Here is a 20,534-nt window from a genome sequence, read left to right on the forward strand (position 1 = left end):
ATGATCGCCGTCCTCGGCATCACGCTTCCCCTCTTCGCCGCAGTGTTGCTCGGTTATCTTTGCGTGCGCGGTGGGCTCTTCAAGCCAACGGATATGCGCCTTTTCGGGAGTTTCGTGCTCAACGTAGCACTGCCAGCGCTGCTCTTTCTGGCCGTAGCCACGCGCGATGCCCGCGATGTTTTCAACATCACATATATGGCCGTCTTCGCCACAGGGGCGCTTCTTACAATCGCCGCATCCTTCATTATTCTCACTCTGCTCAAAACCACCCCAAGCCGCCGTGCTGTCGCTGTCATGGGCACATCTTGCGCCAACTCTGGCTTCGTCGGCTATCCGCTCATGCTGCTCGCCTTTCCCGACAGTGCGGGGCAAATTCTCGCCCTCAATATGCTGGTGGAAAACTTCCTCATCATCCCGCTCTGCCTCGTACTCTTTGAGTTATCAAAGGAACGCAACGGTACGGGTATCATTCGCCTCATTGGCCAGATTGCTCTCAATGTCCTGCGACGCCCTATGGTCATAGCGTTACTGCTCGGTCTTGCTGTCTCGCTGCTCAGGGTGCCATTGCCCGAACCGATCCTGCGCACGACCAGCCTCTTCGCCGCCTCGGCGTCGGCGCTGGCGCTCTTCACAATCGGGGGCGCGCTTGTGGGCCTCCCGTTCAAAGGCCACCGCGCTTTGGCGGCACTCACAGCCGCGGGTAAGCTTTTGCTACACCCGGCCTTGGCAGCACTAGCGCTCGCCGCAGCTATGGCTCTCGGCCTGCCACCTCTCTCTCGTGAATTGGCGGCAGCAGTTATCCTGTCCGCCGCCATCCCAATGTTCTCAATCTACGCGCTCTTCGCCGCTGAGCTTGGTCATGAAGGCATGGCCTCGATCGCCCAAGTGCTTGCGACAGGTGCATCGTTCCTTACCTTGAGTGCACTCATGCTTTGGCTCTTATGAGCTCACCGCAGCCGCCAAAGCCACATCCATCAAAGCTTTGATCTCGTCTTTGCCTGTGCCCGCAACGATACGTCCTAGCTCTTCTTCGCCTTTCAGGACAACAAGCGTCGAGCGGCGCGGAATATTAAGCTCTTTCACAAGCGCGCCTTTACCGTGGGCGTCCCAATCGACATTGATAAAAGTCACTTTGGCCTCATAGTCAGGGTTCTCGCCCTTTAGGGCGTTAATCACCCGCTCCTGCGCCTTACAGGTTCCGCACCAATCCGCCTTAAAGTCCAGAAACACGACTTCACCCTTGGCGAGATGTGTCTTGGCAAGCCCGTCTGTGTAAGCCACAGGGGCAGCCAGCACGAGGCTGGGTGTGGCAAGAGCGGCAAGGCCCGTGATGACAAAGCTACGTCTGTTCATAAGAAGTCTCCTAGAGGTTAAATAGATACAGAAAGGTCAACAAGCCAAGCAGGCATCACATCCAAAGCCCAAGCTTCGACCACGTGGTGAAAATTGAAAAACAGCGCGAGGCCGACAGCGACAAACACCCCGCCCATGACGGGACGCGCCGCAACAGCGATCTTTTGCATTCGCGCGCGGTCCCGCATGAGCCAAGCGCGCGTGCCATAGCCCAGTCCGATGATCAGCGTCGAAACACCCAAAGCAAAAGCGATCATAATCAGCGTGGCAAGCCCAAGACTCTCGCCCTGTGACGCCAGTGCAATCGCACCGCCAAGTGTCGGGCCGATACAAGGGCTCCAGACCGCGCCAAGCAGCAACCCGCCCGCAAACTGGCCTCGCAAAGACCCTTGATCAAGCGTGTTCATCTGCGCATCAGCGCGCGCAGACATGCCAGCTGTCGCGCCTGAAAGAACCATGCCAAACCGCGGCACCAGCAACATAAGACCGAAGGCAACCATAAGCACGGCCCCTGCCTGCGCAACACTTTGCTCATCGAGCCCCAGCGCACGGCCAAAGGCGGTAACGACCACACCAAGAAGCACGAACGAAACGCTCATCCCGGCAGCCAAAGCCAGCGGCCCCTTCGGGTTTGCCCCCAGAGCACCCGCCAATACGACAGGAAGGACGGGAAGCACACAGGGGTTGATCAGCGTCAGCAAGCCGGCTGCATATGCGAGGACAAATTCCATGATCAAGGTTTAGGCGCACACAGCGACCCTTGTCATCAAACGAAGCTCTGACGCAGCTTCACGAAGGTGTGGGCTTTTGTTTCGAAAGTTGGACCGCGAGAATTCCAAAGGCAATAATTGCGACGCCAAGGAAGTCGTGCCAGTCCAGTGCCTCACGGAGCACAACAGCGGCAATCGCCACCCCGATGAATGGATTGAGAAAGTGAAAGGTCGCGGCTTTAACCGCGCCGATACGATCCACCAGAAAGAACCAGACCAGCGTCGCCGCCAGCCCTGGCACAAGTGTTGTATAAATAAACGCCAAAACGAGCGGTGTGCTCATCTGTACCTGCGGGGTCTCAAAAAACACTGCGGCAAGAAAGAGCGCAAAGGAGCCAACAAGCATTTGCAAGCCGACAACCATCAGAAAATTGCCACCCGAAGTGGCACCACGCAACACAAGCGTTGCTGTCGTCAGAGCCAGAACACCGATCAGGCAAAGGCCAAGACCGTAGATATCAACCCCGCCGTTGAGCCGTGCGCCCATAATAATGCTCACGCCGATCACACCTGCAATCAGGCCCGCCAGCGCCAAAGGCTTCACCTTGTCCTTAAAGAAAAGCCAGCCCGCGACCGCGACGAGCAAAGGCATCGTCGACGCAATGATTGCCGCAAGCGAAGCCTCGATTGTCTGCATCGCAACAAAGTTCAGCCCGAGATAGAGTGCGTTTTGGCACAAACCAAAGACTATGGTTGCCCGCCACTGGTTGCGCGTGAGCGCCCATGTCTGACCCATCAGCCGCGCAATCAGAACACCGAGCAATCCTGAGATCAGAAAGCGCAGTGATAACGCCCAAAGCGGCGAAGCATATTCAACAATGATCCGCGCGGATGTGAAGGCGCTTGACCACATAAAGGCAAAGGCCACGCCCATAAAAACTGCTCTGATATCCACGCGTTTTGACTCCAAATGCAAAAAGGGCCGCCTCTGAGGCGACCCTTTCGTAAACTTGTGAAAGATACAAGCGTAAGGCTTAGCCGTTTACGCTGTCTTTCAGAGCTTTCGCGATTGTCATTTTGACAACTTTGTCCGCGTCTTTTTTGATTTGCTCGCCTGTGGCAGGGTTGCGAACCATACGCTCTGGGCGCTCACGGCAATAGATTTTGCCAACGCCAGGAAGGGTCACTGCACCGCCGCCTGAAACTTCTTTTGTGATGATAGCGATGATTGAATCCAGCGCGCCTGTCGCTGTTTTCTTGTCTGAGCCCATTTCTTCAGCAAGTGCTGCAACAAGCTGGGTCTTTGTCATTGGTTTTGTCATTTTTTAGTCTCCTGTAATTGCCCGATTTTGGGCCCCATCGCAGCCATATAACTGTATGATGCGATGCAACACAACGAATTGTGTGCCAAAAATAAGCCAAAAACAGCATTTAGGGGCGATTTTTCGCCCTAAATCACCCCTAAAGGAAGGCTGTTTCGTTAAAACTACGCAGTTTTCGGCTGTGCAGACGCTCAAGCGGCATAGTTCTAAGGGACTCCATCGCTTTTATTCCGATCATCAAATGCCGCTCTACTTGGGTTTTATAAAAGTCGCTGGCCATCCCTGGAAGCTTGAGTTCGCCGTGCAACGGTTTGTCTGAAACGCATAAAAGCGTCCCGTAAGGGACGCGAAAACGAAAGCCATTCGCAGCGATTGTGGCGCTCTCCATATCCAACGCGACAGCACGGCTCTGGCTCAGGCGTTGCACTGGTCCCTCCGTTTCGCGCAGCTCCCAATTTCGATTGTCGAGGCTGGCCACAGTCCCCGTCCGCATCAGCCGTTTCAGCTCATAACCCTTCAGTTCGGTGACCTCAGCGACCGCCTCTTCGAGCGCAATCTGGATCTCCGCCAGCGCCGGCACAGGCACCCAAACGGGCAAATCATCGTCAAGGACCTTATCTTCGCGCAGATAAGCATGCGCCAAAACAAAGTCGCCCAGAAGCTGGCTGTTTCTCAGTCCCGCGCAATGCCCCACCATAATCCAAGCATGCGGTCGCAAGACTGCAATGTGATCGGTCGCGGTCTTGGCATTCGATGGACCAACCCCGATATTCACCAGCGTGATCCCCGAGCCGTCCGCGCGCTTAAGATGATAAGTTGGCATCTGCGGCTGCTTGGACGAAGCCTCCAAGGGAGCATCGGCGTCGGTAATCTCTGCGTTGCCCGTACCGACAAAGCTCGTATAGCCGCTGGTCTTATCGGCCAGCATAGTGCGGCCATAGGATTCAAACTCGCTCACATAAAACTGGTAGTTTGTGAAGAGAACATGGTTCTGGAAGTGCTCTGGCGCTGTCGCCGTATAATGCGACAAACGCGCCAAAGAATAATCGACGCGCTGCGCCGTAAACGGCGCAAGTGGTCCCGCCACCCCGTCGGCAGGCTGGTGAGTTCCATTTACGATGTCGTCGTTTGTCGTACTTAAATCCGGAACATCAAACACATCACGAAGTGTAAATTGTGCTGCCCCCTCTTGAGGCACAGAAATGCGGGAGTCATTGGCCACAGCAAAATGGATCGGCATCGGTGTATCCGAATACCCGATCTCCACATGCACACCATGGTTTTCCATAATGAGTTCGATCTGCTGAATGAGATAATTTCGAAAAAGATCAGGCCGTGTAATGGTCGCTTCGTGCCGCCCGGGCTGGCTCACGTGGCCATAACTCAGACGACTATCAATTTGCGCATAACTCGTCGTCTCAATGCGCACCATCGGGTAGTAAGCCCTGATCCGCTTGCCCTCTGGAGCAGCCTTCATCGCTTTGGAAAAGGCCTTACACAAGAACTCGCAAGACGCTTCATAAAGCGCCTCCAGCTGAGCCACAGCAGAGCAAGCGTCGTCAAATCTCTGGAATTCACCCAGATCTGGTGTCACAAATTGCGAAGGCATGTGCCACTCCTCGCCAGATACACATTTACCGGCGGCGCCGGAATGGTTCAAAGGTTGCACGAAGCCTGCCCATGTTCAAGGAGAGCCGAATGGATTTTGAAACCGTCAACCCAGAAGACTTTGGCGCTTCCCTCAAGGGCTTTGGCCTCAACTTACTGGTCACCGATGTAAAGCGGACAGCAGTCTTTTTAGAGACTGTCTTTGGAATGGCTGCAAAGCGTCTCTCGACGGATTTCGCCATACTGACACATGGCGAAAACATCCTTCAGCTTCATGCAGACAGCACCTATCACTCCAACCCATTGTTAGGCCTCCTGCCCGAAAATCCGCCCCGCGGCGCAGGCCTCGAAATCCGCCTCTACGATTGTGACCCCGAACAGGCTGCGGCCCAATGCGTCGCCGCTGGCGGCACAATTCTCCAAGCGCCCGCTGATAAGCCGCATGGCTTGCGTGAGGCCTATATCCTCTGTCAGGATGGCTATGCATGGGTTCCCTCCAAACCCCTTATTTCACAGGAAGAGCTAGTATGAGCACTCCAAACCTAACCCACTGGCAGGAGCGCGTTGATCTCGCAGCCGCCTTCCGCTGGACTGCACGGCTCAAAATGCACGAAGGCGTCGCCAATCATTTCAGCCTCGCCGTCAATGACGATGGCACACGCTTCCTGATGAATCCCAACCAGATGCATTTCTCACGCATCAAAGCCTCGGATATGCTTGAGATCAACGCCAATGATCCGTCGACCCTCAAGGGCCCAGACGCCCCCGACCCGACAGCATGGGGCCTACACGGCGGCTTGCACCGCGCCTGCAAGCATGCCCGTTGCGCAATGCACGTCCATTCGATCCATGCGACAGTGCTGGCCTCTCTGGCAGACAGCAGCCTGCCACCCATCGACCAGAACTGCGCTACATTTTTCAACAGATACATTGTCGACGAAAGTTACGGCGGCCTCGCCTTTGAAGACGAAGGCAAGCGTTGCGCCGCACTCTTCAAAGACCCCAAACAAAAAGTCATGATCATGGGCAATCACGGCGTTCTGATCATTGGCGCAACAGTGGCCGAAACCTTCAATCGACTCTACTATTTCGAGCGTGCCGCAGAAACCTACATCCGTGCTCTGCAAACTGGCCAACCCCTACGCATTCTGCCCAACGACATCGCCGAAAAAACAGCCCAAGAGCTTGAGAGCTACCCCGAACAAGACACACGCCACCTTGCCGAGCTCAAAGCCATTCTGGACGAAGAGGGCTCAAATTATGCCTCCTGACCCTTCCTCTTTCCAGAAATATTCTGGGGGTCTGCGGGCAAAGCCTCCAGCGGGTCGGACGCAAAGCGTCCGAACTCCCTACCCCACACGCTCATCGCTCGGCCTCAATCCAAACTCTGCCTTATACGCCCGGGCCATCGCGCTTGCGTCTTGATAGCCCGCACGCAAAGCCACTTCGGCCATCGGCAAGTCGCTCTCCTTCAAGAGCTTCCGCGCAACCAAAAGCCTTATGCGACGATAGACAGCGCGCGGCACCGCGCCCAACTCACGTTTCATCCGCGCCTCAAGGTCTTTCTGACTGCGTCCGATCTGCCGCGCGATCTCGCCCATCGGCAAGGGCTGCTCAACATGTTCCTGCATGAGCCTGATCGCCCGTGACACGCTTCTCCCCCGCGCCACAGGCACGTCTTGTGGCGTTCCTTCATCAGGACTCATGAACAATGTCGCCAGCTCCAGTCTGAGCGCCTGCCCATGCCGTGCGCCAATACGGTGGCTCATAACGTCAAACGCGGCCTGCGCCCCCGAACACGTGACACGGTCCTGATCCTCAACAAATCTCACCCGTTCGGTTTGCACATCTGGAAAGGCTTCGCCAAAACGCTCCAACTCCTCCCAGTGAATGGTTGCACGCCGCCTGTCGAGAAGCCCCGCATCGGCCAAAAGCCAGCTGCCTGTGTCAAACCCCGCCAAGACTGCGTAGCGCCCCGCTGCGGCCCGCAAGGCACGACGCGTGGTCTCATTCGCGTGACGCGCGAACTCATAGCTCGGCATAGCAATCAGCATATCCCCGCTCTGCCCGCTCAGCGCACCATGCGCAGCAACAGACATCCCGCTTGAGGAGGTTGCAGGCTCGCCATCCACTGTCAGCAAGCGCCAGCTATACAATGCCCGCCCCGCCAGCGTATTGGCAGCGCGCATCGGCTCAATCGTGTTCGCAAGGCAAAGCCCTGAAAACGCATCAAACAAGAGCACGTCAATCTGCTGCACTGCAGCGGTGTGATTCTTCCAAATCTGCATGAATACTTCTAAATCTGCACGACATCACCATGCAAGCGCCCTAAGCTCTGATCAACCAGCAAAAGGACAGCCCCATGCACTTCGCCCCGACCGAAGAACAACAAATGATCATCGACACCACCCGCGCCTTTGTCGAAAAAGAGCTATATCCGCATGAAGCACTGGTCGAGCGCACGGGGCATCTGCCGATGGAGCTGATCAAGGAAATCCAGCCCAAAGCCATGGCTGCAGGGCTCTACGCTGCCAATATGCCCGAAGAGGTCGGCGGCGCAGGCCTCGATACGCTCTCATGGCTGATGTATGAAAAAGAGCTCGGGCGCGCCAACTATGCGCTCCACTGGACCTGCGTTGCGCGGCCCTCAAACATTCTGCTCGCAGGTTCGGACGAGCAGCGCGAAAAATATCTCTACCCCTGTATCAAAGGTGAGAAATGGGACTGCCTCGCCATGACAGAACCAGGTGCTGGGTCCGATTTGCGCGGCATGACGGCGACAGCCAAAGAAGATGGCGACGACTTTGTCTTGAACGGGACAAAGCACTTTATCTCCCACGCCGACATTGCCGATTTCGCAATCGTCTTCATGGCGACAGGCGAAGAAGAAACGCCCCGTGGCAAGAAGAAGCTGATCACCGCATTTTTTGTCGACAAAGGCACACCTGGCTTCACCGTGCGCGAGGGCTACCGAAACGTTTCGCACCGTGGCTATACCAACGCAGTGCTCGAGTTTGACAACTGCCGCCTTCCACGCTCCGCCGTTCTGGGAGAGGTACACAAAGGGTTCCAAGTGGCCAACGACTGGCTCGGCGCAACGCGTCTACAAGTCGCCGCAACGTCATTGGGCCGCGCTGAACGCGCGTTTGAGCATGCGCTTCAATATTCAGCCGAGCGCAAACAATTCGGACAACAAATTTCAAAGTTTCAAGGCGTGTCCTTCAAGCTCGCCGATATGGCGCTCGAAATCAAAGCGGCCAACTTGCTCACTTGGGAGGCTGGCTGGAAGTTTGATCAAGGCTCAGTGACCGAAGCCGACATGTCGATGGCCAAGCTCAAAGCAACCGAAGTGCTCGCAATGGTCGCCGATGAAGCGATCCAGATTCACGGTGGCATGGGGCTGATGGACGAACTGCCACTGGAGCGCATTTGGCGCGACGCACGGGTTGAGCGGATCTGGGAGGGGACCTCTGAAATCCAGCGCCACATCATCAGCCGCGACCTTTTGCGGCCCTTGGGCGGCTGAGGGTTTGCGGTTTGGCTTCGCCAAATCGCGGTGGTGCGAGTGGGGCTAGCCCCTCTCGCGCTCTCCCCAAGATATTTTTGGAAAGAGGAAGACGATGCGCCGTGATTTACTAAGGCTTCTGAACCCGAGAGCCATCGCCGTGATAGGCGGCGGAGCCTGGTGCGCTTCTATCATTAAAGCCGCCGAGATGATCGGTTATGACGGAGAGATTTTCCCCGTCCATCCGGAGGGCAAAATGATTGCGGGCCGGCAAGCTGTACGCTCTTTGACCGAGTGGAGCGGACCGATTGATGCAGCCTTCATTGGCGTCAATCGCAAGGCAACGATTGATGTCGTGCGCGAGCTTCGTGCACTCAAGGCGGGTGGAGCGGTTTGTTTTGCCAGCGGGTTTTCCGAGGCCGGCGCAGAGCTTTCTGACGGGGCTGATTTGCAAGCCGAACTTGTGGAGGCCGCGGGCGACATGCCCATCCTCGGGCCAAACTGCTATGGCTTCATCAACGCACTTGAAGGGGCCGCGATTTGGCCAGACCAGCATGGATGCGGCCGAGTCGAGCGCGGCGTAGCGCTCCTTGCACAAAGTTCCAACATCGCCATCAACCTCACCATGCAGAAGCGCGCCTTGCCCATTTCTTATGTCGTGGCCTGCGGAAACATGGCGCAAACATCGCAGGCAGAGATTGCCATGGCACTGCTCGATGACCCTCGCGTCACCGCGATTGGCCTTCACATAGAAGGCTTTGGCGACACCGCAGAATGGCACGCGCTGGCGCTCAAGGCTGAGGGCAAGGGCATTCCACTCCTTGCGCTGAAGGTTGGTAAATCGGAGCACGCTCAGGCGGCGACAGTCTCACATACCGCTTCACTTGCGGGCAGCCATGCAGGCGCCAATGCTCTGCTGGCCCGCCTTGGCATCCCGCGCGTCCCTGACATCCCCAGCTTTCTGGAAACACTCAAACTCCTCCATACGATTGGGCGACTTGACCGGGCGAGCCTTGCGACTGTCTCATGCTCGGGCGGGGAGGCCAGTCTTGCCGCAGATACGGCCCACGGCCGCGCGTTGAGCTTTCCGCCGCTTTCCGAGCCACAGCGCAAAGCGCTTTTCGAAGCCCTTGGCCCCAAAGTGGCACTCGCCAATCCGCTCGACTACCATACCTATATATGGCGCGACACCGCGCGCATGACAGAGACCTTCGCCGCCCTCGCAGGCCCCGACACGGGGATAACGCTCGCCATTGTCGACTACCCACACACCGATGCGACAGACTGGGCCTGTGCAACAGATGCGATCCTCGGTGCGGCGCAGCAAACAGGGCGGCCCTACGGGGTCGTCGCGACATTGCCAGAACTCCTGCCCCTTGATGTGGCAGCGCGATTTATGGCGGCAGGCGTCGTGCCCTTCATGGGACTTACCGAAGCGATCACCGCCGTTGAAGCTGCTGCGCTTCCCGCTGCCGTGACCCCGCAGCCGCCACTCCCGGGCGGCGCGCTTGGCCTCGCAGAAACGCTAAGTGAACACGCCTCAAAGACTGAGCTTTCAAACGTGGGCGTGCCTGTTCCTGCATCCTTGCGATTGACCTCGCTTGAAGGCCTTGGCGCTCAGCTCGCCAAACTGCGCTTCCCTCTCACGCTCAAGGCTGAAGGGATGGCGCATAAGTCTGATGCAGGGGGTGTCGCCCTTGGTCTGATGTGTGCGGAAGAGGTACAGACTGCCGCTGAAGCAATGGGCGGGGTGAGCTGGCTTGTAGAAGAGATGGCGACAGGCGCTGTGGCCGAGCTACTTGTCGGCGTGACACGCGACGAGGCCCATGGCCTCTTACTTACGCTAGGCGCGGGGGGTGTCCTGACAGAGCTTCTACAAGATACTGTTTCCATGCTCCTGCCTGTAACGGACCACGACATAAAACAGGCTCTAACAAAGCTCAAATGTGCGCCTTTGCTCACAGGCTACCGCGGCAAACCTGCCGCCAATATTGACGCGATCGTTGAGACGATCCTGAGCGTTCAAGACTATGTCATTGCACATGCGCCGCATATTGGCGAAGTTGAAATCAACCCGCTCCTCTGCACGCCAACCCGCGCCGTTGCTGTAGATGCCCTCATAAGAAAGGCCAGACCATGAGCCCCATAAAGACACGCCGCGACGGTGGCATCCTCGAAGTCACACTTGACCGACCCAAGGCCAATGCAATCGATCTTGCCACCTCACGCATCATGGGCGAGACCTTTGCCGCCTTCCGCGATGACCCCGATCTGCGCGTCTGCATTATCACAGGTGCTGGCGAAAAGTTCTTTTGTCCGGGTTGGGACCTGAAAGGCGCAGCCGACGGTGACGCTGTTGATGGTGACTATGGCGTGGGCGGCTTTGGCGGGCTGCAAGAGCTGCGCGACCTCAACAAACCAGTCATCGCTGCGGTCAACGGTATCTGCTGTGGGGGCGGGCTTGAGTGGGCGCTCTCTGCCGATATCATCCTAGCAGCCGACCATGCCACCTTTGCGCTGCCCGAAATTCGCTCAGGCACGGTGGCCGATGCGGCGAGCGTTAAACTGCCCAAACGCATCCCCTATCATATTGCGATGGAACTTTTGCTTACCGGCCGTTGGTTTGACGCCGACGAAGCAAAAGGCTGGGGCATCGTGAACCATATCCACCACGCCTCTGCGCTCATGGATCAGGCCTGGGAAATGGCCCGCCTGCTCGCGTCTGGCCCACCCCTTGTCTATGCCGCAATCAAAGAAATCGTACGCGACGCCGAAGACAGCAAGTTTCAGGATGCGATGAACCGGATCACCCAGCGACAGCTCTCTAGCGTAGACATTCTTTACGGCTCCGAAGACGGACTAGAAGGCGCCCGCGCTTTTGCCGAAAAGAGAGACCCTGTCTGGAAGGGGCGATAAACACCCGCAACGAGGCTAGTCTTCCGTGCGAAAGTAGTCGCGTCGCCCAACAGAAACATAAGCTTCAAAGCCCGCTTTCTTGGCGTCACGCTCTGAATAAATATTATGTAAATCAGCCAGCTTGGGTGTATTCATTTTCTTGGCAATCCTCTTCAGATCAAGCGCGCGGAACTCGTTCCACTGCGTCAAAATTACCATCAGGTCAGCGTTCTGCGCTGCCTTATATGCGTCTTCTGCCCATTGCACGCCAGGGAGCTGGGACTCACCCTCATGCCTCCCCTGCGGGTCAACGACACGCACTTTGGCTCCGCCACCGATCATCGCTGGTACAATCTTAAGCGCGGGACTCGCGCGCATATCATCGGTGTTTGGCTTAAAAGTCACGCCAAGCACCACAACGATCTTGCCGTTGAAGCTCCCTTCCACAAGATCGAGCAGCTTCTGAATCATGCGGTCCTTGATCTCTTCATTGACCTTGATGACCGTCTCGGTGATCTGCATTGGCAGGCCGTGCTCCTGCCCAATCCTCGCAAGCGCCTTCGTATCTTTAGGAAAGCACGAGCCACCATAACCGGGACCCGCATGTAAAAACTTATTGCCGATCCGCCCGTCGAGCCCAATCCCTTTACTCACCTGTTTCACGTCCGCTCCCGTCAGCTCACAAAGCGCGGCAATCTCGTTGATAAAAGTGATCTTTGTCGCCAAAAACGCGTTGGCTGCGTATTTAATCATTTCAGCGCTCTCAAGATCGGTCGTCACGATCGGAAAGTCACGCAAGAACAGTGGCCGGTACACCTCGCGCATGATCTCGTCGGCACGGTCCGACTGCACGCCCAAAACCACACGGTCAGGCTTCATAAAGTCATCAATTGCCGCACCCTCGCGCAGGAATTCGGGGTTTGACGCCACATCAAAGTCAAGCGCAGGGTTGGCCTTGCGCACAGCCTGTTTCACTTGCCGGTTTGTGCCCACTGGCACCGTCGACTTCGTCACAATTACAGCATAGCCCGTGAGGGCCCGAGCAACCTGTTCAGCCGCAGCCATCACATAGGTCAGGTCGGCATGGCCATCGCCCCGCCGCGTCGGCGTACCCACAGCGATAAACACCGCTTCTACCCCCTGCACGGCTTCTTCAAGATCGGTGGTGAATGTCAGCCGCCCAGCAGCTACATTCTTCGCCATCAACTTATCGAGACCAGGCTCAAAGATAGGCACTTCGCCCCGTTTGAGCATCTCAATCTTGGCAGGGTCCATATCGACACAAACAACGTCATGCCCAAAATCGGAGAAGCACACCCCCGAAACAAGACCCACGTATCCCGTGCCAATCATCGCGATCTTCATAAAACTGCCCTTTACTCGTACAAACTTTTTAAAACCTTGTCGCAGTGCCCAAAGTGCCTGTCAACGCAGCCTGAAAACCTCAATTCAGCTTGGCACAAAAAAGTAACGATCCCCTAAAGCGGTTCGGAAAGCTCAATTAAATTACCGTCTGGATCCCTAATGTAGATCGAATTGATCGGCCCCCGTGCGCCCGTACGCCGGATTGGCCCATCCACAATGCTGACACCGAGCGCCTCAAGCGCAGCAACTGTCAGGCTCATTCCACCCTCAAGCAGAAAACAAAGATCCGCACTTCCCACCGTGGGTCGCCGCGCATATGGGGCAAATTCTGCTCCAGCCTGGTGTAGGTTGATCTTCTGCCTGCCAAACAAAAGCGCGTGCCGCTTCGTGCCGTCAGTGCCTGTAAATGTCTCGTGTCGCATCCCAAGCGCCGCCTCATAGAAAGCCGCGCTGCGCGCCAAATCCGTCACTGTCAGAACCAAGTGATCAAGCGCCGCAATTTTCACGCTCATCTTGTCATTCCCCCCAAGCAAGCTAGTTTGCCCCTAAACACTATAGGTCAGCTTAATGGAACACAGAACAGATATCCTCGATCCTGCCCGCGCAAACGCATGCTGCGCCAGCTTGGGCCTGTCCACACGCTTTCAAACGGGTGACCCTCTCCCACCTTTCTTCCACCAGCTCTATTTCTGGCAGGCCGAGCCGCCCGAAGCCTTGGGCCGCGATGGTCACCCCGCCAAGGGCAGCGCGCTCATCCCTGATTTTGGCTTACCCCGCCGCATGTGGGCTGGTGGCCGCCTTGCCTTTCATGAACCACTCATCGCAGGGCAAAGTGCGGAAAAACAAACAACACTGGATACCGCCAAGCAAAAGCAAGGCCGCACAGGACCGCTCGCCTTTGTCACCCTACGCCATGATATCCTGCAAGACGGGGCGCTCAAGCTCACCGAGTATCAAGATCTCGTCTACCGTGAAGACCCATCGCATGATGCGCCCAAGCCCATCGTACCCCAAGCAGCCAAAGACGAAACCCACCTTGAATCGCACTGCTTTAACACGACGCTACTGTTTCGTTACTCCGCGCTCACATTCAATGGTCATCGCATTCACTACGACGAAACATATGCCCGCGAGGTCGAGCACTACACAGGTCTCGTTGTGCACGGGCCACTGCTCGCTCAACGTCTTATGCTCATGGCCACGCAGCACCTTGGCCCGCTCAAAGCCTTCTCTTTCCGCGCGAGCTCTCCACTGATGCATACCGAAACAGCCACTCTCTGCCTGAAAGACAACATCCTCTGGGTCCGTGCTGCAGATGGCAGACAAATCATGACAGCCGAAGCTGAGGTCTAAGCCTTCCTCTTTCTAAAATATTATTGGGGGGCGCGCGCTGGGGGGCAAAGCCCCTCAGCGGGTCGGATTGGCGCAGCCAATTCGAAGAGACTAAAGTGAGGCTTCCGGTGTAAACTCTGCTGGAATAGTGTCTATTTCTTCCAGAATCAGTGAGGCCAACACCCGCCCGACTTCAACCCCCATACCAAACCCGATCTTAAACCCGCCATTCGCAATATACGCCCCCTCAAAGAGCGGATGTCGCCCCAGCATAGGCGCACGGCTCTTGGCGCGCGGCCTCAGGCCTGCCCAGCGTTCTAACACTTCGGCCTCACGCAAGACTGGCAGAGCGGCACAAGCCTTTTCCAAAACCAAATCAAGCTGCGCATCGGTGTCGCTCGCATGCTCAAAAACCCGCTCACTTGTCGAGCCAATGGCAACAGTCCCGTTCCAATGCGGCACCATATGAACCGTATTCGCAAAGATCTGCGGCCCGTCACGCATATCAAACCTCAGCAAAGCCCCTTGGCCCTTCACAGCATTTCCAACATCTTTGTCAAAATGCGCCGAGAGCCGGTCAAGATCATGCACGCCGCTCGCCCAGACAACAGCGCCTTGGTCGTCGCCCTCGCGTAGAACCTCGCCGCCCCGCGCCACAATCGCTGCCGCAAGCGCTTTGCAAGCCTGCCGCGGAAACATCCGCGCCGTTAGCGTATCAAAGACATAAAGCCCCGTTTCGCTCTCCGGCAAAGGACCACTGAGCGCTTCACGGCCTACGACCTGCCATTCTGCCTGACCGCGCCACAGTTCTTTTGCGCTTATGGCCCGTGCTCGCGCAAGCGCCACAGCGCGCTCGTCGGCCAAGGGCTGAACCCTGCCTGTGCGTGCATAACTAGTCTCTAACTTGGCCCAATTACCCACATTTTCCCAAAAGGCTTCTGCTGCGATCAGACTTTGAAACTGGAACTCCTTCTTCTCGTTCCAATTCTCGGGCACATGAGGCGCAAGGGCTCCCACAATACCCCCACTCGCCCCGCCGCCAACACCGTTGGGGTCAATCACGCGCACACGCGCGCCCTTTTCCAAACAAGCCCATGCCACCGACAGGCCAAATATTCCCGCGCCGCGCACTGTTACGTCTGCCATTGCCATTCCCTCACAGCGGTTGCATGGTCCTTCAATTACGTCTCTATCGGATTAGCCCCAGATGAACCAGCCAGCCGAGCTTACGTGGCGCGAAGGCCAAGTGCCCGTGTCCCAGCGCTTTGATGACCCCTATTTCAGCCTTGAAAACGGGCTGGAGGAGACGGCCTACGTCTTTCTGGACGGGAATGATCTCCCTGCGCGCTTCCGTGATGGCTTTCACATAGCCGAGCTCGGCTTTGGCACAGGGCTCAATCTGCTCGCCGCCCTTGCGCTTTGGCGCGAGAGCAATCAAAGCGGAAAACTTCATTTCACTAGTTTTGAAGCCTTCCCCATGGCGCCCAAAGATATGCTTGCCGCCCAAGCCGCTTTTCCCGCGCTCGCAGCACTCAGTGCTGAGCTTGCACCACACTGGACCGCCGGCGAAACTGCGTTTCAAACGGATGATCTGGTCTTCACCCTTGTTCTCGGTGACGCTCGTAAAACAGTCTCTAATATAGCCCAGAAAGCTGATGCATGGTTTCTTGACGGATTTTCACCCGCCAAAAATCCAGAGCTTTGGGAGCCCGCCCTGATGGCGCAGATCGCAGCACAGACTGCGCCTCAAGGCACCGCCGCGACTTATACCGCAGCAGGGTTTGTACGCCGCGCCCTCGCGGAGGCGGGCTTTGATGTCACCCGCCGCACGGGCTTCGGCCGCAAACGCCACATGACCACAGCAAGGATGCTTTAAAATGGCCGACAGCAACAACACCCGCCTCGGCGTCCTCCTAATGATCGCAACGACCTTCGTCTTTGCGGTACAAGACGGCATCTCGCGGCACCTCGCCAGCGAATACAACGTGCTCATGGTTGTGATGGTGCGCTATTGGTTCTTCGCGGCCTTCGTCACAGCCATCGCCTATCGCAAGGCAGGCGGCATCCGCGCCGCCGCGCGCACAGAACAGCCCCTCTTGCAGATTTTACGAGGCCTTATCCTCGCAACAGAGATCTGCGTGATGATCTATGCCTTCACGCTCCTTGGGCTTATCGAATCGCACGCCGTTTTCACAAGCTATCCCCTCCTTGTCGCCGCGCTCTCTGGGCCAATTCTCGGCGAGGTCGTCGGCTGGCGGCGCTGGACAGCGATTTTTATCGGCTTTGTCGGTGTCTTGATCATTCTGAAGCCAGGGTTTGGCGTTTTCTCACCCGCCGCCATCGTCCCGCTCGCCGCAGCACTGCTCTTTGCGCTCTATGGGCTGCTCACGCGCTTCGCCTCGCGTAAAGACACAGCCGCGACATCCTTCTTCTGGACGGGTGTTTCTGGCTCCGTGATGATGACAGTGATTGGCGCAAGCTATTGGGAGCCGATGATCTCATCAGATTGGATATGGATGGGCACACTCTGTATCACAGGCGCACTCGGCCACTGGCTCTTGATCAAAACATATGAGGCCGCCGAGGCCAGCGCCGTTCAGCCTTTCGCTTATCTTCAGCTTGTCTTCGTGAGCTTCATCGGCGTTTTGGTCTTCGGTGAAAGCATCGAGCTCAATGTCGCCATCGGCGCGGCAGTCGTCGTCTGCGCAGGCCTCTTCACGCTCTGGCGCGCACGCCAAGCGGCCTAATTACTTACACGCAATGTTGTGCCGATAAGCTCTTCTGTAAACGGCACAGGATGCGCCGCCTTGCCGAGCCGCGCGCGATAAACTGGCAGGCTCTCGGCCACGCGCATCACGTAATTGCGCGTCTCATTGAAGGGGATCGCCTCGATCCAATCTATCACATCCATCTCGCCCTTGCGTGGGTCTCCCTGCTCGCTCATCCAGCGGTCAGGCCGTGATGGCCCCGCATTATAAGCCGCAGACATCATCACAACGTTCCCGTCATAACGCTCAGAAAGGGTCGCAAGGTAGGCCGCGCCGAGCGTGGCGTTGTAGGTCCAGTCGTTCAAAACACTGTCGCGCGCGTAGTCGATGCCCAGCCCTTCAGCCACTTCCTTGGCCGTCGCAGGCATCACTTGCATAAGCCCGAGCGCGCCAACTCCACTGGCAACAGAAGGGTCAAACTCGCTTTCGCGCCGCGCAATCGCCAGCGCCATTTCCATCGGGACAGGCAAGCGCATTTCCGTCATCGGGTGCAGCGCATAATAGTGCGCAGGCAAAACAACCCCTCGCCCCGCGGCGTCCTTGCCCAGCATCACCGCAAGATGCGGCGCCCCAAGATCCGTTACAAAGTTGCCCAATTGGCCAAGTGTGCTGCGGTCCGCTTCCGCCGCCATCGCAAGGATAAATTGCTCCGCCAGACTCAACATATCATTCTTGATTGCCAGTTCCACAATCCGCGCCAGATCACTCTTATAGAACTCAGCGTCTTGCCATGCGGGGAAATACTCGGCTCCCTTTAGGGCAATATCAGAGCCAGTTTTGGCCCGTTCTGCCGCCAAAAGCCCGTAGAAGCTGGTCTGATGTTCGGCCCCCGCCCGATAGGCTATGAGGGCCTCATCGGTCCGGCCCATCTGTTGCAAGGCCTCACCTTTCCAGAAGCCCGCGCGCCCAAGAGATATAGGCGACTCAACCGTTTCTTTCATCCGCTCAAAATGAACAAGAGCCTGCGCGGCATTCCCCAGTTTTCGCAGCGCAATATAGCCCGCAAGCCACTCAAGATCCGCATAGGCGCTGCCGTCGTGCAGCCCGTGGTTTACAGCAAGCTGATAGGCCACCTGCGCATCGCCTTCGCGCATCAGCTGGCGCACAAGGCTGCGCCGCCAGCCTGACCAGCGCAACGGCTCGCCAAGATTTTCAGCCGCGCTACTGGCGATCATCTTGGCCACAGCTTCGTCTTTTGTCCCGCGATGATAGGTCCAGAGAAATTCTTCATACCCAAGCCCCGGATGCCCGAGCAGCGCCGCAGGCACAGCCTCAATCAAAGCCGCAGGATCAGATGCACCAGCGCGCAGCCCTTGCCGCGCCTCAGCCAAAGCGCGCTGTTCGGCACTCACCAAGGGCAGCATGCGGCTGACATCGTCAGACAGCCCGCGCCAAAGCGCCATATCGAGCCGCGCCTCATGATGCGGGGCCAGCAAATCGGCATAATTCTTCAAATACTCGGCCTGCAAAGCACCGTCCATGTCATAGCTGCGCCATGCCATCACAAGAGTTGCCTCCGCTTCGCCACGCTCACCCGCAGCCATCAGCGCTCCAACATAACTCAGAACCCCACGATTGCTTTGAGGTGGAAACGCACGAAAAAATGCGATGCGCTCAGCACCACCAGCTTCAGAAACAGCCGCTTCGCTCATCTGTGCCAGCCGCGCAAGACCAGGCCAATGCGGGTAGTCGCGCACAAAGCCCAGCGCCTCTTCGGCGCTGCCTTTGCCTGCGCGCAACTTGACCCATTGCATCAAAACTTGCGCTTCAGGAGCCGCCTTTGAGGCCAGAAGATCGGCCATCGCCCAGTCGCCACGCGCCGCCGCATGAAACGCAGCACTCAAAGGCCGCGGTGCAGCAAGCTTGTCCGCCAAGCTTGCAGACGGCAGTAGGGCAAGCCCCACAAATAGGGCGATATAGCGAAACATCTCTTGCATTTTTCCTTATGAAACAGGATAGAACAGGCCCACCATACCCTGCAAACAAGCGCCCCTCCAATCACGAAAGGCGGCGCACTGCATAAGAAGCGAAAAGGAGCGTATCATGTTCAAGGGATCTATGCCTGCACTGGTCACGCCGTTCAAAAACGGCGCACTGGATGTTGATACACTCAAACAATTGGTCGAATGGCACATCGGAGAAGGCTCGCATGGCCTCGTCCCCGTGGGTACAACAGGCGAAAGCCCGACGCTCACACATGCCGAACATGACAAAGTTGTACAAATCGTGGTTGAGGCCGCAGCTGGCCGCGTCCCTGTGATCGCAGGTGCTGGCTCAAACAACACACTTGAATCGATCCGCCTTGCCCAAGCCGCCGAAAAAGCGGGCGCAAACGGCATCCTCGTTGTCACACCTTACTACAACAAGCCCACACAGTCGGGCCTCATCGCGCATTTCCGCGCCGTGCACGACTGCTGCGATCTTCCTATCATTGTTTACAATATCCCGGGTCGTTCGGTTGTTGATATGTCACCCGAGACGATGGGTGAGCTGGCAAAACTCCCGCGCATTGTTGGTGTCAAAGACGCCACAGGCGATCTGAGCCGCGTACCACAACAGCGCATCACTTGCGGTCCAGACTTCATCCAGCTCTCAGGCGAAGACGCCACCGCGCTTGGCTTTAACGCCCACGGCGGTGTCGGCTGCATCTCGGTCACGGCCAATGTCGCACCAAAGCTCTGTGCAGACTTCCAAAACGCTACCCTTGCAGGCGACTATGACACAGCGCTCACGTTGCTCGACAAGCTCATGCCACTGCATATCGCAATCTTTAAAGAGCCAGGTGTAGCAGGGGCAAAATACGCAATGTCCCGTCTTGGTCTTTGCAATGCGGAAGTGCGCCTCCCGCTCACATCGATCAGTTCCGCCACGGAAGCATTGCTAGATGACGCCCTGCGTCACGCAGGCCTGCTAAACTAAAACTGGGTCAGAGTGACACCCGCCGCGCTCAGCTTGGTTCTGAGCGCGCGGGCCATCTCGACAGCCTCGGGCGTATCGCCATGCAAGCAGATTGTATCGATCTTCGCTGGAATACGCTTACCACTCTCCGCAATAATCGCATCTTCGCGCAGCATGTTGAGAATCCGCTCAGCCGCCATATCCGCGTCATGCAAGACAGCACCAGCCTTTGAGCGGTCAACAAGCGTTGCATCGTCCTCATAGGCGCGGTCGGCAAAAATCTCGCCCGCCCAGTTTGCGCCAAGCTCCTGCACAACAGCCTGCTGCGCGGTCTCTGCCAAAACCATCAGAATAATTTCAGGGTTCACTCGGAGCGCCGCGCTATAACATGTTTTTGCCAGTGTCGCGTCTTCCGCACACATGTTTGCCAACGCACCATGCAGCTTGAAATGGCGGATTTTCGCGCCCACGCTCTTGGCCACTCCCTCAGCTGCGCCCAGTTGATACGCGATCATATTGCCAAGCTCATCGGCGCCTATATTGAGCCGCCTGCGCCCAAAGCCTTTCAGGTCCGCAAACCCTGGATGTGCGCCAATGCCCACACCGTTCTTGGCAGCAAGCCGCATCGTCTCCGCCATCACATCAGGATCCCCCGCATGAAAGCCACAGGCGATATTGGCCGAAGTGATGACATCAAGAAGCGCCGCATCATCGCCCATGCGCCAAGGGCCAAACCCCTCTCCCATATCTGAATTGAGATCCACTTTCATGACCATGT

At 57.1% G+C, this 20,534-nt stretch carries 21 protein-coding genes; 10 read left to right on the forward strand and 11 right to left on the reverse strand.

Annotated elements, in window-relative coordinates:
* Entirely contained in the window at positions 1-945 is a 945-nt protein-coding gene (locus DSM117340_RS14120) for an AEC family transporter (RefSeq protein ID WP_341198829.1), read from the forward strand.
* On the opposite strand, the gene DSM117340_RS14125 is transcribed toward DSM117340_RS14120, so the two are convergent.
* The 5 genes from DSM117340_RS14125 to DSM117340_RS14145 form a co-directional block, all read right to left on the reverse strand.
* Positions 940-1,353 carry a thioredoxin family protein gene (locus DSM117340_RS14125; RefSeq protein WP_354689722.1) on the reverse strand — a complete coding sequence of 138 codons (414 nt, stop codon included), beginning with the start codon at positions 1,351-1,353 and terminating at the stop codon, positions 940-942. The genes DSM117340_RS14120 and DSM117340_RS14125 overlap by 6 nt on opposite strands.
* Before the next feature lie 17 nt (positions 1,354-1,370).
* Positions 1,371-2,084, reverse strand: coding sequence for a cytochrome c biogenesis CcdA family protein (locus DSM117340_RS14130; protein WP_354689723.1), 714 nt, complete (start codon positions 2,082-2,084; stop codon positions 1,371-1,373).
* 58 nt (positions 2,085-2,142) lie between these two features.
* Complete coding sequence (locus DSM117340_RS14135) at positions 2,143-3,018, reverse strand: DMT family transporter (protein ID WP_089893705.1); 876 nt, start codon at positions 3,016-3,018, stop codon at positions 2,143-2,145.
* A gap of 79 nt (positions 3,019-3,097) precedes the next feature.
* Positions 3,098-3,385: an HU family DNA-binding protein gene (locus DSM117340_RS14140; RefSeq protein ID WP_089893082.1), complete on the reverse strand. Its 288-nt coding sequence runs from the start codon at positions 3,383-3,385 to the stop codon at positions 3,098-3,100.
* 139 nt (positions 3,386-3,524) lie between these two features.
* Positions 3,525-4,994 (reverse strand): AMP nucleosidase, encoded by a 1,470-nt coding sequence (locus DSM117340_RS14145; RefSeq protein ID WP_089893085.1) that lies wholly within the window; start codon positions 4,992-4,994, stop codon positions 3,525-3,527.
* An 89-nt stretch (positions 4,995-5,083) separates the two neighbouring features.
* Between DSM117340_RS14145 and DSM117340_RS14150 the strand changes: the two genes are divergently transcribed.
* Together DSM117340_RS14150 and DSM117340_RS14155 are read left to right on the forward strand one after the other, a co-directional pair.
* Positions 5,084-5,524: a glyoxalase gene (locus DSM117340_RS14150; RefSeq protein ID WP_354689724.1), complete on the forward strand. Its 441-nt coding sequence runs from the start codon at positions 5,084-5,086 to the stop codon at positions 5,522-5,524.
* On the forward strand, positions 5,521-6,264 hold the full coding sequence (locus DSM117340_RS14155; protein WP_274960685.1) for a class II aldolase and adducin N-terminal domain-containing protein: 744 nt from the start codon (positions 5,521-5,523) through the stop codon (positions 6,262-6,264). Before DSM117340_RS14150 ends, DSM117340_RS14155 begins: the two co-directional genes overlap by 4 nt.
* Positions 6,265-6,342: 78 nt before the next feature.
* On the opposite strand, the gene DSM117340_RS14160 is transcribed toward DSM117340_RS14155, so the two are convergent.
* Positions 6,343-7,281 (reverse strand): helix-turn-helix domain-containing protein, encoded by a 939-nt coding sequence (locus DSM117340_RS14160; protein WP_089893097.1) that lies wholly within the window; start codon positions 7,279-7,281, stop codon positions 6,343-6,345.
* Between the two features lie 74 nt (positions 7,282-7,355).
* Here DSM117340_RS14160 and DSM117340_RS14165 point away from each other — a divergent pair, with 74 nt between their 5' ends.
* The 3 genes from DSM117340_RS14165 to DSM117340_RS14175 all read left to right on the forward strand — a co-directional run bounded on the left by DSM117340_RS14165 (position 7,356) and on the right by DSM117340_RS14175 (position 11,414).
* Positions 7,356-8,519, forward strand: coding sequence for an acyl-CoA dehydrogenase family protein (locus DSM117340_RS14165; protein WP_089893100.1), 1,164 nt, complete (start codon positions 7,356-7,358; stop codon positions 8,517-8,519).
* A gap of 94 nt (positions 8,520-8,613) precedes the next feature.
* Complete coding sequence (locus DSM117340_RS14170; protein WP_354689725.1) at positions 8,614-10,638, forward strand: acetate--CoA ligase family protein; 2,025 nt, start codon at positions 8,614-8,616, stop codon at positions 10,636-10,638.
* Complete coding sequence (locus tag DSM117340_RS14175) at positions 10,635-11,414, forward strand: carnitinyl-CoA dehydratase (RefSeq protein ID WP_354689726.1); 780 nt, start codon at positions 10,635-10,637, stop codon at positions 11,412-11,414. Before DSM117340_RS14170 ends, DSM117340_RS14175 begins: the two co-directional genes overlap by 4 nt.
* Before the next feature lie 15 nt (positions 11,415-11,429).
* On the opposite strand, the gene DSM117340_RS14180 is transcribed toward DSM117340_RS14175, so the two are convergent.
* On the reverse strand, positions 11,430-12,758 hold the full coding sequence (locus DSM117340_RS14180; protein ID WP_354689727.1) for a UDP-glucose/GDP-mannose dehydrogenase family protein: 1,329 nt from the start codon (positions 12,756-12,758) through the stop codon (positions 11,430-11,432).
* A 113-nt stretch (positions 12,759-12,871) separates the two neighbouring features.
* Complete coding sequence (locus tag DSM117340_RS14185; protein ID WP_354689728.1) at positions 12,872-13,270, reverse strand: VOC family protein; 399 nt, start codon at positions 13,268-13,270, stop codon at positions 12,872-12,874.
* A gap of 55 nt (positions 13,271-13,325) precedes the next feature.
* On the opposite strand from DSM117340_RS14185, the gene DSM117340_RS14190 reads away from it, so the two are divergent.
* Positions 13,326-14,111, forward strand: coding sequence for a MaoC family dehydratase N-terminal domain-containing protein (locus DSM117340_RS14190; protein WP_354689729.1), 786 nt, complete (start codon positions 13,326-13,328; stop codon positions 14,109-14,111).
* Between the two features lie 90 nt (positions 14,112-14,201).
* Here DSM117340_RS14190 and DSM117340_RS14195 read toward each other — a convergent pair whose 3' ends face one another.
* Positions 14,202-15,236: an FAD-binding oxidoreductase gene (locus DSM117340_RS14195; RefSeq protein WP_354689730.1), complete on the reverse strand. Its 1,035-nt coding sequence runs from the start codon at positions 15,234-15,236 to the stop codon at positions 14,202-14,204.
* A 61-nt stretch (positions 15,237-15,297) separates the two neighbouring features.
* On the opposite strand from DSM117340_RS14195, the gene mnmD reads away from it, so the two are divergent.
* Both mnmD and DSM117340_RS14205 read left to right on the forward strand, forming a co-directional pair.
* Complete coding sequence (gene mnmD / locus DSM117340_RS14200) at positions 15,298-15,966, forward strand: tRNA (5-methylaminomethyl-2-thiouridine)(34)-methyltransferase MnmD (RefSeq protein ID WP_273496775.1); 669 nt, start codon at positions 15,298-15,300, stop codon at positions 15,964-15,966.
* A gap of 1 nt (position 15,967) precedes the next feature.
* Complete coding sequence (locus DSM117340_RS14205; RefSeq protein WP_089893118.1) at positions 15,968-16,837, forward strand: DMT family transporter; 870 nt, start codon at positions 15,968-15,970, stop codon at positions 16,835-16,837.
* On the opposite strand, the gene DSM117340_RS14210 is transcribed toward DSM117340_RS14205, so the two are convergent.
* The gene (locus DSM117340_RS14210; protein ID WP_354689731.1) at positions 16,834-18,795 is read right to left on the reverse strand and encodes a transglycosylase SLT domain-containing protein; all 1,962 of its coding nucleotides are present in this window, start codon (positions 18,793-18,795) and stop codon (positions 16,834-16,836) included. The two genes, DSM117340_RS14205 and DSM117340_RS14210, sit on opposite strands and share 4 nt — an antisense overlap.
* A gap of 106 nt (positions 18,796-18,901) precedes the next feature.
* Between DSM117340_RS14210 and dapA the strand changes: the two genes are divergently transcribed.
* Positions 18,902-19,777 carry a 4-hydroxy-tetrahydrodipicolinate synthase gene (gene dapA / locus DSM117340_RS14215; RefSeq protein WP_089893121.1) on the forward strand — a complete coding sequence of 292 codons (876 nt, stop codon included), beginning with the start codon at positions 18,902-18,904 and terminating at the stop codon, positions 19,775-19,777.
* Here the strand turns inward: dapA and DSM117340_RS14220 are convergent.
* Entirely contained in the window at positions 19,774-20,532 is a 759-nt protein-coding gene (locus DSM117340_RS14220; RefSeq protein WP_273486713.1) for a 5-oxoprolinase subunit PxpA, read from the reverse strand. The genes dapA and DSM117340_RS14220 overlap by 4 nt on opposite strands.
* Positions 20,533-20,534 lie beyond the last annotated feature (2 nt).

Source organism: Lentibacter algarum, assembly GCF_040580765.1.
Taxonomy (GTDB): domain Bacteria; phylum Pseudomonadota; class Alphaproteobacteria; order Rhodobacterales; family Rhodobacteraceae; genus Lentibacter; species Lentibacter algarum.

What these genes read in the sequence shown, in the direction of transcription:
- DSM117340_RS14120 (WP_341198829.1), top strand. Translation starts at nt 1, where the DNA reads ATGATCGCCGTCCTCGGCATCACGCTTCCCCTCTTCGCCGCAGTGTTG.
- DSM117340_RS14125 (WP_354689722.1), bottom strand. Translation starts at nt 1,353, where the DNA reads ATGAACAGACGTAGCTTTGTCATCACGGGCCTTGCCGCTCTTGCCACA.
- DSM117340_RS14130 (WP_354689723.1), bottom strand. Translation starts at nt 2,084, where the DNA reads ATGGAATTTGTCCTCGCATATGCAGCCGGCTTGCTGACGCTGATCAAC.
- DSM117340_RS14140 (WP_089893082.1), bottom strand. Translation starts at nt 3,385, where the DNA reads ATGACAAAACCAATGACAAAGACCCAGCTTGTTGCAGCACTTGCTGAA.
- DSM117340_RS14145 (WP_089893085.1), bottom strand. Translation starts at nt 4,994, where the DNA reads ATGCCTTCGCAATTTGTGACACCAGATCTGGGTGAATTCCAGAGATTT.
- DSM117340_RS14150 (WP_354689724.1), top strand. Translation starts at nt 5,084, where the DNA reads ATGGATTTTGAAACCGTCAACCCAGAAGACTTTGGCGCTTCCCTCAAG.
- DSM117340_RS14155 (WP_274960685.1), top strand. Translation starts at nt 5,521, where the DNA reads ATGAGCACTCCAAACCTAACCCACTGGCAGGAGCGCGTTGATCTCGCA.
- DSM117340_RS14160 (WP_089893097.1), bottom strand. Translation starts at nt 7,281, where the DNA reads ATGCAGATTTGGAAGAATCACACCGCTGCAGTGCAGCAGATTGACGTG.
- DSM117340_RS14165 (WP_089893100.1), top strand. Translation starts at nt 7,356, where the DNA reads ATGCACTTCGCCCCGACCGAAGAACAACAAATGATCATCGACACCACC.
- DSM117340_RS14170 (WP_354689725.1), top strand. Translation starts at nt 8,614, where the DNA reads ATGCGCCGTGATTTACTAAGGCTTCTGAACCCGAGAGCCATCGCCGTG.
- DSM117340_RS14175 (WP_354689726.1), top strand. Translation starts at nt 10,635, where the DNA reads ATGAGCCCCATAAAGACACGCCGCGACGGTGGCATCCTCGAAGTCACA.
- DSM117340_RS14180 (WP_354689727.1), bottom strand. Translation starts at nt 12,758, where the DNA reads ATGAAGATCGCGATGATTGGCACGGGATACGTGGGTCTTGTTTCGGGG.
- DSM117340_RS14185 (WP_354689728.1), bottom strand. Translation starts at nt 13,270, where the DNA reads ATGAGCGTGAAAATTGCGGCGCTTGATCACTTGGTTCTGACAGTGACG.
- DSM117340_RS14190 (WP_354689729.1), top strand. Translation starts at nt 13,326, where the DNA reads ATGGAACACAGAACAGATATCCTCGATCCTGCCCGCGCAAACGCATGC.
- DSM117340_RS14195 (WP_354689730.1), bottom strand. Translation starts at nt 15,236, where the DNA reads ATGGCAGACGTAACAGTGCGCGGCGCGGGAATATTTGGCCTGTCGGTG.
- mnmD (WP_273496775.1), top strand. Translation starts at nt 15,298, where the DNA reads ATGAACCAGCCAGCCGAGCTTACGTGGCGCGAAGGCCAAGTGCCCGTG.
- DSM117340_RS14205 (WP_089893118.1), top strand. Translation starts at nt 15,968, where the DNA reads ATGGCCGACAGCAACAACACCCGCCTCGGCGTCCTCCTAATGATCGCA.
- DSM117340_RS14210 (WP_354689731.1), bottom strand. Translation starts at nt 18,795, where the DNA reads ATGCAAGAGATGTTTCGCTATATCGCCCTATTTGTGGGGCTTGCCCTA.
- dapA (WP_089893121.1), top strand. Translation starts at nt 18,902, where the DNA reads ATGTTCAAGGGATCTATGCCTGCACTGGTCACGCCGTTCAAAAACGGC.
- DSM117340_RS14220 (WP_273486713.1), bottom strand. Translation starts at nt 20,532, where the DNA reads ATGGTCATGAAAGTGGATCTCAATTCAGATATGGGAGAGGGGTTTGGC.